This window comes from Mesotoga sp., from assembly GCF_035363035.1.
Classification (GTDB): domain Bacteria; phylum Thermotogota; class Thermotogae; order Petrotogales; family Kosmotogaceae; genus Mesotoga.
The window spans coordinates 1-10,535 of sequence record NZ_DAOSEH010000077.1 but is presented as its reverse complement, the minus strand read 5'-3'; the positions used below and the strand labels follow the sequence as shown (position 1 = coordinate 10,535).

The window sequence follows — 10,535 nt, the reverse complement described above, 5'->3', positions numbered from 1 at the left end:
TCTCGTCTTCTCTTCCGACTTCAAGTCCTACCTCCGCGCTCAGTCCAGGTGCCGGTACATATATCTTGACCTGGGCATCGTCCCAGTCTAGAATATCGTCTGTATTGCCAGCAAGACTATAATTGGGTCTGCTACTACTGCTGCTAGCAAGTAAACTATTACTAAACATTGGCTGTTCGTGTACTCTGTAGAGAGTGGCTATATTATCCAGGTAATACGGTGCTCCCTCAGGTCCCGCCGAATCGTTGGTTATAGTGACCGAATAGACTACCGTAGTGGAGGGTTCGGTTATAAGTATGGGCCATACGGGAAGATTGCTCAGCGTGAATTTCTCCAGTGGCATAAATTCATCCTCTAGAGATGCGTATTTATCTGTCTCTTTCACAAGTGTCGGTGATAATGGACCGGCACTATCACTGTTTGCCTCTCCATAGTAGTCGATAGCTACTACGAAAGCCTTCACTCTGTAGTATTTACCTTCTTCGGGATTGAAATTAGGAATCTGGTAATTATAAGTACCCTTCTCTCCGGGGTTCAGAACATCGTTGAGGGAAAAGTCAACATCTACCTCTCCACCGACATCCGTCCAGGAGACCTCATCATCGGAAGATCTGAGTTGAACCTTTATCGAAACTATTTGTGCGTTTGCGGTTGCTGTTGCAAGGTTTTCAATCTCAACAGTTCCATTCAAAGCCGCCGTGTGCTTTGTGCTGCCTATTTCTCTGTTTATATCTATCGAGTATTCAAGATCGGTTGATTCTCCAGTGGGAAGTATAATTTCTTTAGGAGTTACATCCTTTTCTATATCCCACACATAAGCGATTTCTTTTTCCCAGTACATGGTTGCCAGATTGCTTGTAACAAGAATCGCTAACTGGCTCTGTGAAACAAAAATCGTTACTGTTTCATCGTCCCGATCATGTTCTAAATCGGTATCTTCACCATAGATAATTACCGTGTTATCAAGTGGGTAAGAGCCTGGTTCGGCTCCAATGTTAGTCGCAGCTACTGTGTAGCTTACACTCCAGCTGTTCGTCTGAGAGTTCCAGTCGGAGCCTTCTATTATGTTGAACCATTCACGATAGTCGTTTCCTTCGAGAGCAATGCCGTCAATGTCGAATGGATCGAAGGTATCTTTTACGTAGGCGTCCTTATCGATCTCCGACAGATTAGCCGTAGGCAGATTCTGTGTATCTTCAGTTTCATCGGACATTGAACCGGCTATGGCCTTAGCTGTTACTTTGAACGGTGCGTTATAGGATGTGGGGTCGAAGCTAAAAGAGTATGGAATCTCTTTCTGAGCACCGATTGCCAGTGTAGCAATGTTGTCGGTATATTTATCTATCTGCACACCGAGTGAGTCTTCGAGGATTATTTCCACTGAGATGCTGGAAAGCGCAACATTGCCCGTGTTAGTTACAGTTGCCATGCCTGTAATAGTAGAGGTATTGGTTTCTTCGTAGGTTCTTGTTGCCACAAGGGTGTAAGTGAAAGTACCGTCTTCCTCGGCTTCGAGTTCCAGTTCATTTGGATCGGCATTCTTCTCTATCGACCAGTAATATACTCTCTCCTGATCCCATTCCATATCATGTTCGTTGATTATGGCTAGATCCGGGTCTTCATCCACTGTGATGGTGACGGTTGCGTTGTCCGAATGTTTTTCGCCTGTATCATCTTCCGTCACTGTCGCAGTGTTTGTAAGGTAGTACGTACCTGGTCCCGCACTCATATTTTTCAACACTAACGAGTATTTCAAAGTATCTGGATCTGTGAGGTCCCAGTTTCTTTCAAGCGTGGGAGGTACTATGGTGAAACCCGATGGAACCTTAGTTATCAGGTCATTTACTACAGCAGTCTTGTCGATCTCTATGAGACTCTTGTAATTAACAGGTGTTGTGAGATTAGCTGTGTCATAGGACTTCGGAGTCTCTATTGAATCGGCTTCGGCCTTCACAGTAAATCCAGAAATTTCTGTATTACTTCTGATTGTGAAAGAGAAGTTCGTATCTTCGCTTCCGCCTGGAGCAAGTGGGGACAGGAGTAATACAGTATTCTCCATAGAGTATCCAACAAGGGTAACCTTGGTATAAACATCCGTAAGTTGTATATCTCCAGTGTTCTGTACAGTTGCAGTACCTGAAATCGTGTAGGTGTAAGTTGCCTGACCGCTCTCTCTTATTATCTCGAGGGTATAGTTTATATTTCCTGAGTTGCCTTCTGCAAGAGAAAGCGAAGTTGGAGTTGCATCCTTTTCGATGTCCCAGTCGTATTCCTGTTCCTTTGCCCAGCTTACCGTTGCCTCAAGCGTCATGTTGAGTCCAGGCACGCTGATCGTTACTTCCTCATCGTCCGAGTCCTCTTCTTTCGTGTCGTTCTCGGTAACCGTTGCCGTGTTCGTAATTTTACCGCCGGAGGTTGCTTCCTGGTTGGTTACAGTCAAAGTGTACGTGAAAGTCGCACTGTCGGTCAAACCATTCCAAACTCTCGGCTCAATGCTGGCCGATATATCGAACCCCGAAGGCTGTTCAGTTATTTCATCTATGACATCCGCCATTTCATCTATTTCTATTAGGCTTTGTGGACCGACGCTGGGTGTGAGATTTTCACTGTCGTTAATACCTGAGGTTTCCGCCGAATCAATCTCGGCTTTAACGGTGAAGCCGGAGATCTTGCTCTTGCTTTCTACAGTGAAGCTGTATGGAAATTCTTTGGATTCAGCGGTAGCGAGTGACACAGGTCCTAATGCCAGGTTCTTGCCGGCATAACCGTCCAGATATACCGTTCCTTTAACATTCGTTAGTCCAACTGTACCGGTGTTCTGTACGATTACTTTTCCGCTTATGGTATAGGTGTATGTGGCATCTTCGCTCTCTCTGGTTACCACAACCGTGTAGGCGACAGTTCCAGAACTTCCCTGTGTGAGAGTCAAAGAAGTCGGAGTTGCGTCCTTCACAATGCTCCAGTCGTATTCTATTTTCTCCGACCAGTTGACAGCCGCTTCCAGCTCCATGTTGAGTCCGAGTACGTTAAGTACTACTTCTTCGTCGTCCGAGTCCTCTTCTTTCGTGTCGTTCTCAGTCACAGTCGCCGTGTTCGTTATTTTGCCTCCAGAGGTGGCTTGCTGATTGGTAACGGTTACAGTGTACGTGAAAGTCGCACTGTCGGTCAAACCATTCCAAACTCTCGGCTCAATGCTGGCCGATATGTCGAACCCCGAAGGCTGTCCAGTTATTTCATCTATTACGTCCGCCATTTCATCTATTTCTATCAAGCTTTGTGGATCAACGCTGGGTGTGAGATTTTTACTGTCGTTAACATCTGAAGTTTCAGCCGAATCAATCTCGGCCTTAACGGTGAAGCCTGCAATTTCAGTGTCGCTCTCAACAGTGAAACTGTACGGGAATTCTTTGCTTTCACCGGTAGCGAGCGATACCGGCCCCAAAGTAAGGCTTTTACCGGCGTGCCCATCGAGGTAAACTGTTCCGTTAACACCCGTAAGTCCAACTGTTCCTGTGTTCTGAACAATTACTTTTCCGCTCACAGTGTAGGTGTATGTAGCATCTTTACTCTCTTTTGTAACTACTACAGTGTAATCAACAGTACCTGAACTTCCCTGTACAAGGGTCAACGAAGTTGGAGTGGCATCTTTTGCGATAGACCAATCGTATTCAATTTCCTTTGACCAGTTCACAGTCGCTTCCAGTACCATGTTCAGTCCGGGTACATTTACAGTCACTTCTTCATCGTCCGAGTCTTCTTCATCCGTATCGTTCTCTGTAACTGTTGCCGTGTTGGTCAATTTGCCACCGGAAGTGGCTTCCTCGTTAGTCACGGTTACAATGTATGTGAATGTTGCGTCGTCTGTAAGGTCCTTCCATTCTCTCGGTTCAACACTTGCAGTTGCTTTGAATCCTGAAGGTAGTCCTGTGATTTTATCTATGACATCCGCTTTTTCATCTATCTCTGTATAGCTCTCAGGTGTACCGGGTGAAACAAGCCCTAGAGATTTATCTACATTGACCGGCAAATCTACCGAATGAGCATTTCCTTTCACAGTGAAGTTGATTATTTCAGTTGCGCTTTCTACCGTGAAGGTGAATGGAACTTCGTGACTCGCCCCTGCAGCAATTATCAAAGGACCAATAGAGACTGTCTTTCCCGCGTACCCATCGAGATTCACGGCACCTGCTACGTTCAAGGCTATGTTTCCCGTGTTCAAAACAGTAGCCGTCCCGGATATTGTATATGTGTATGTCGCATCCCCGCTCACTCTGGTAACAGCCACCGAATAGTTTACGGTTCCAGAGTTTCCCTGTGCCAGTGTCAAAGAAGTCGGGGTTGCACTCTTTTCTATTGTCCAGTCGTATTCGAGCACTCCTGTCCAGCTTACAGTTGCTTCCAGAGTCATATCTAGATCCGGGGTCTCTATGAATGGCTCGGGAGTCGTAACCAATACTCTGGCGTTGTCCTCACGTATCTCCAGGGTGTCACTTTCTGTGAGCGTTGCTATGTTCGTGAGCGTCACACCGAAAGAGTTCTCGTCAGCACTTTCGTTTTTAATCGATATCGAATAGATCTTCTGACCACCGGAAACGTCGTCCAGGATCCATGGCGATTCGTCCCATGGCCATGTACCGGTGTGGTCCACAAGGAACCCTCGACTTTCAAAATCCGCCAGATTGACTGGCATGTCTATCACCGAAGCGCTTTCGTCTATTTTTGTCTCCCCGGTAGGAGAGACAGGCACCATATGGTTTTCTTCATCACTCACTGATTCAGGCCAGTCGTCTTCGGCTTGCGCGAGAATCTTCACCTCTGTGTAATCGCCTGCATCGAAGGTGAAAGTGAATGGTTTTCCTATACCCACCAGATCGCTCGCCGCTATCGTTGTGTTGGAGCTGACTTCTATCAATACTTTCGAATCTATCTCAAGCCAGTCCGTACCTTTTTTCCCCAGTAAGGTGACTTTGAGACCGACTTTGGTTGCTTCCAGACTTCCATGATTGGTGACTGTAGCCACTCCGGATGCAGTATAAGTATCTTTGATTTCCGGTACGCTTCTGGTGGCTGTAAGCGTATATTCGACCGTGGCGCTGTTGCCGCGCTCAAGGTCGACTATCGCCTCGGGAGTGGCTTCTTTCGTCAGTTGCCAATCATATTCGGTTACTCTTGAGAGAGCGATTTTGCCATCTACTTCTACGTTGAGTATCGGTCTAAGTTCGATCACCGGTTCAGTGTAGGTTATAACATAGTAAACACACGGAGCGGTGATTCCTATCTGGGAGAAGTATTTGTTCTCTTTTCTTATCGCTTCGGCATAGGCCGAGAAGTAAAGTTTTGTTGTTGTTCCAGGCTCCAGTTCACCCAGAGGCAATACAAAGTGCGATATGCCTACCGGTGGGTTGTGAATGTTGAAATTTGGATAGTAATCCGGGTCTAACCGCCTGGTTTCTGGGTTTCTTGGAAGTTCTGCAAGAGAAAGCGCAGTAGCTACTCTCGTTTCCGTCAGCAACCAGCCATTCTCCGTTGCATAGAAATCTATGTACAGAAGCTTCTCTTCATCGTCTACCCAGTATTCTATCCGGCCAATCACCGTATCGGCCCCAACAATGAGCGAAGATGACTGTACACCGCTATCGCTTAGAGGGGCAAAAATAACCTCCTCAGGTGCGTTTTCGGGTGGAACTAGCCTCTCTACTTTTGGATTGGAAACCACACAGCCTGTTATAACGAAGAAGAGTGAAAAAGCAAACAGAATGAAGAGTACAAATCTTCTCATATTTATAGCCTCCTAAATTTCCACCCCAAAAACGCAAACTAATGAAAGTGTTTCAAAGAAAACTGAACTATTCCTATTCGAGAATTATTATAAGATAAATTCAAAAAAATCCAATACATTCGATTGACTTATTATGTTACAAATTATCTGTCAAAAGAGTAAAAAATTGAGTCGCTATAGATTCTTGAGAATTGTTATAGTATCAGTTGCTAATAATACTAAGAGCTAAAATAGCTATATACAATCTATCAGCGACTTCGACATGACTTTATACTATTAAAAATACCCATTCATTATTTGTGTTATTCGTGCGATTAACTATATATGATATAATCATACGATAGAATATATACACACAAAGAACTTTAGCGCCTTTTCTGTTCATAGCTCTAACTGGCCAAATTGATAATCGGAAAAGTGATTGTCATTAAAACAAATATCTGTATCTATACCGTTTTTTTCTATTTCACATTTGAAAATTGCACGGTATATACTTCAAAAAAAGAAAAAAGAAGGCATTTCAAAGTGAGTCTGGCACAAGATCATTCAAGAAACCCTGTAGTATGGAACACCCCTGTTTTTGTATGTCGATTTATATCGAATACCTTTTCCTTACTCGATTCTTCTTATGAGTTGTTCTTTAACCCGTTTTCCGCCAGGGACTTGATACATAAAAAAAAGAACCGATTGAATCCAATCGGTTCTTTCTCTTCATATTTGCAATTCTAGAGGATTATGACTTCTTACTTTTAAAGGCTTTTTTGAGTAACCCGACCGTCGGTCCACCGAGGAAGACCAGCAAGATCAACAGGAACAGCACCAGAGAAATAGGCCTGGTGAAGAACTGATTCATGCTTCCACCGGTCTTTATTAGCCCGACTCTGAGATTATCTTCGACCATAGGACCCAATATGATCCCCAGTATCATGGGAGCCAGAGGCACTGCAAGCCTTTCCATGATGTAGCCTATGAATCCGAAAGCGAGCATCACGTAGATATCGAAATAGCTGTTCCTGATAGCATAAGACCCTATCATTGAGAAGAGAACTACTCCCGTAAGAACTACACTGGTTTTGAGTTTTAAAACTTGCGCGAAAGCCTTTATTCCTAGATAACCTATAGGTATCATGAGTATGTTTGCCAGAACTGCGATTCCGAAGACTCCATTCACGAGTTCTCTCGATTCGGTGAATATCAACGGTCCAGGTTTCAATCCGTACATGAGCATGGCGCCGAGTACGATGGCGGTTATGGTATCACCCGGAACACCGAAGACCAGTGCAGGAATCCAGGTACCGCCAAGCGCGGCGTTGTTGGCGCTTGTGGGGGCGATAACCCCTTTTATGTTGCCTGTACCGAAGTCTTCGCTGTTTTTGGAGGTTTTCTTCTCTACACCGTAAGCAACCCAGGCTGCAATGTCTGCACCGGCACCTGGAAGAGCGCCTATGAAAGTCCCCACAAAGGCCGCCTTGATTAGGGTCATCTTTTCTTTCCATATTATCTTCAGGGCTTCTATCGGCGAGATTTTAACCTTCTCGGTTATAGGAGGAAGCTGGAGTTTGGCGGCTCCCTGCTGAACTCTCTTGAGAACTTCGGAGATTCCAAAGAGCCCGATCATTGCGGGGATGAAACCTATGCCATCCATAAGCTCTATATTTCCAAAAGTGAAGCGCGGGTATCCCGTGGTTATATCGATACCAATTGTAGATATCGCAAGTCCCAGGACGGCCGATGTCAGTCCTTTCATCATGTTTCCCTTGCTCAAAACGGCGCTCATACTCAAGCCAAAAAGCCCGAGCCAGAAGTATTCGAAATTGGTGAACTGAAGGGCAAAATTTGCCAGTGGCGGTGCAATTAATATGAGTAAAAGTATTCCGATTAACCCGCCGATCGCCGAGCAGAAGAGATCCAGCGTCAGCGCCAGCGAGCCCTTCCCTTTCTTCGCCAGTTCGAAACCATCTAAGGTGGCCGCTCCAGAGGCTGGAGTTCCCGGAATCCTGAGAAAAGTCGCGGGGATATCGCCGGAGAAGATCGATGTGAAAGAAACCCCCAGTACCATTCCCAGACCCGCTAGAGGGCTCATGTAATAACTGATAGGTATTATCAAAGCAACTGCCATGGTAGCCGTTAGACCGGGCAATCCACCGACGAAAATGCCGAAAGTCATGGCGAAAAGTACGGGGAATATCACATCCGGGCTTAAGATCGAGAGAATAATATCCATACGATCACCCCTGGAACATGGCCACAACGATTCCCTCGGGAAGCGGAATCTTGAAAACCATGCCGAATATCAAGAAAATAGCGACCACCAGAATCACCGAATATACTAAAGAACGCCAGACCTTGACGTTTAGAATTATCATCAAAGCTGTAGATATGATCGTGGCTCCAAGAATGAAGCCCAGCAAGTTTATCAAAGGTACGAAGACAATTATTCCCGCGATAATTGCTATTACATTTTTTATACCGTCTAAAGTAATTTTGTCAGAAGGTGCAAGAGCAGCGTCCTTAGGAATCCTTTTTAGCTTTATCATTATCAGGCTCTTGATGATGTAGTATGCGCCCAGTATGATTATGATTACAGCCATCGTGAAAGGGAAAAACTTCGGTCCTGGTAACTTGTTTCCCCGCACCACGTAGTTCGGGAAGGACGAGCCGAAAAAGAAAATAAGACCGGAAAGTACCAGAAGTGAAATCCCAAAGAAAATGTTTTTTATGTTCATCCAATCACCCCGATTACTTAATTGAAGAAACGGGTAGCCCTCCGGGCCACCCGTTAACGGCAATTACTGAATGAATCCTCCGAGTTCGAGCACAGATTTCCAGGCGCTGTCCTGTTGCTTGGCAAATTCGTAGAATTCCACTCCATTTCTTATCTTGATACCAAAGCCGTTGATATCCATGAATTCTTTGAAAGCCTCGGAATTTGCAATCTTGAGTACTTCAGCCTCGAGGATCGCTTTGACATCGGTCGGAGTATTCTTCGGTACGGAGATGCCTCTCCACGTACCAGCCGACCAGTTAATTCCCTGTTCTTTAAGTGTGGGAACGTTGGGGAACCTCTGGAGCCTTTCATCTGACATAACAGCCAGAGCCTTTAGCTGGCCGCTGTCAAGCTGGGAAGCAGCTTCGGCGATCGAACAGGTTATAACATCGACGTGGCCGCCAAGCAGTTCAATTATCGAAGGCGCCGCCCCTGTCGTCGGTATCCATGTAACGGAATCCACTGGAACTCCTGCCTCACTGAACATTCCGATCCTCGCCAGATCCCAAATGGATGCCGCGCTCGAACCTGAGAAGAAGAACTTGTTCGGATTTGCCTTGATATCTGCCAGAAGTTCATGGACAGTATTCCATGGGGCATCGGCCTTTACTATGACACCTGCGGCGTCTTCGTTGAACTGTGCAATATAATCGAAGTCGTCATAAGTAATCGTTGTAAGGCCTAACCAGTGCATGTTAGCTATCTCCAGAGTTACAAGGGTAATAGTATAGCCATCTGGAGCAGCATAGACACCGGCGCTGTGACCTACCGCTCCACCGCCACCTGTTCTGTTGACAACTGTGAAAGGCTGTCCGAGGGCCTTGCTCAACTCGTCTGCAACATATCTCGCAACACGGTCGGTTCCACCGCCAGCACCCCATGGGCAGATTACCGACACGGCTTTTCTGGGATAATCGACACTAAACAACAGAGACGAAGCGATCAAAGCAATTACCAGAAACACTAAAAGCTTCTTCATCAAAAACACCTCCTATTGGGTAACAGGGTTTCCCCCGGAAAAATCCATTACCTGTTTCCTGGTCGGCTGCCCTTCGGTCGAACCTGTTGCGGTACAGGTGAGGGCAGCGGCTCTCAAAGCAAACTCAAGTGTTTCTTGCGTTCCCGTGTTTTCGAGATTGCAGCAAAGGAGCGAAGCCGTGAAGGCGTCCCCGGCGCCTACCGTATCGGAAACTTTTACTTTTTTAGCCTTCCCCTCGAAGATTCCTTCATTCGTGCCGAGTATCGCTCCCTGAGATCCTCTTCTGAAGGCCACTATCCCGGGTCCCATGTTCATGACTTCTATAACTGCTTCGACCGGAGAGCCTTGAAGGGAGAGAATCTCCATCTCTTCTTCGTTGAAGGAGACTATATCAGCAAAATCCGTAATAGTCTTTAGATATACCGCCCTTGCCAGCTCGCTCGACCAGAGCTTACCCCGGTAGTTGAGGTCGTAAGAGATCTTCGCCCCGAGAGCCCTGGCACGTTTTATGAGCACGAAGCTCGCTTCAAGGCATTCACGACTAATTGCCTGAGAAATACCGCTCAGATGGAAGATTTTCACGCCCTCTAGTGAAATTTTTTCCGCGTCGGCCGGTCCGAACTTTCTGGCTGCTGCGTCCTTACGGCGGTAGTCAAATTCATGTCTTTCGCCGTTAAAGCTCACAAAATACATTCCGGTCGGTGACTCTTCATCGATTATCACGTTCGTCGTATCGACACCATTGCTTTCCCAGAGTTCCATCAACCCACGACCGAAGGAATCGTTTCCTATTCTCGTTATGTATCCCGAGCTCCTTCCGAGCCTGGCAGAAGCGACGACAACATTTGAGGTGTCACCACCCCAGGTCATGTGGAAATCCCCGATCTGTGAAAGTCTACGCTGGTCTTTTGCATAGAAACCAGCCAGTGGTTCTCCGAAGGAATAAATCTCACAGCTCACAAAATCACCTCAACAACTTCTTTTCACCGGCTTCATGGACGTTCAAGAAC

5 protein-coding genes are annotated in these 10,535 nt (G+C 46.2%); all 5 read right to left on the bottom strand.

Translation table 11 applies throughout. From position 1 onward, the window contains the following. On the bottom strand, positions 1–5,779 hold a 5,779-nt coding region (locus PKX57_RS09805), incomplete at its 3' end, for a CARDB domain-containing protein (protein WP_472417050.1). Between the two features lie 733 nt (positions 5,780–6,512). After that, positions 6,513–8,003 carry a tripartite tricarboxylate transporter permease gene (locus PKX57_RS09800; RefSeq protein WP_213922330.1) on the bottom strand — a complete coding sequence of 497 codons (1,491 nt, stop codon included), beginning with the start codon at positions 8,001–8,003 and terminating at the stop codon, positions 6,513–6,515. A 4-nt stretch (positions 8,004–8,007) separates the two neighbouring features. Further along, complete coding sequence (locus PKX57_RS09795; protein ID WP_214047515.1) at positions 8,008–8,505, bottom strand: tripartite tricarboxylate transporter TctB family protein; 498 nt, start codon at positions 8,503–8,505, stop codon at positions 8,008–8,010. A 63-nt stretch (positions 8,506–8,568) separates the two neighbouring features. Beyond that, positions 8,569–9,525 (bottom strand): tripartite tricarboxylate transporter substrate-binding protein, encoded by a 957-nt coding sequence (locus PKX57_RS09790; RefSeq protein WP_213922332.1) that lies wholly within the window; start codon positions 9,523–9,525, stop codon positions 8,569–8,571. Positions 9,526–9,537: 12 nt separating this feature from the next. Continuing rightward, the gene (locus tag PKX57_RS09785; protein ID WP_472417048.1) at positions 9,538–10,485 is read right to left on the bottom strand and encodes a sugar kinase; all 948 of its coding nucleotides are present in this window, start codon (positions 10,483–10,485) and stop codon (positions 9,538–9,540) included. Between the last annotated feature and the right edge of the window lie 50 nt (positions 10,486–10,535).

What these genes read in the sequence shown, in the direction of transcription:
- PKX57_RS09795 (WP_214047515.1), bottom strand. Translation starts at nt 8,505, where the DNA reads ATGAACATAAAAAACATTTTCTTTGGGATTTCACTTCTGGTACTTTCC.
- PKX57_RS09800 (WP_213922330.1), bottom strand. Translation starts at nt 8,003, where the DNA reads ATGGATATTATTCTCTCGATCTTAAGCCCGGATGTGATATTCCCCGTA.
- PKX57_RS09790 (WP_213922332.1), bottom strand. Translation starts at nt 9,525, where the DNA reads ATGAAGAAGCTTTTAGTGTTTCTGGTAATTGCTTTGATCGCTTCGTCT.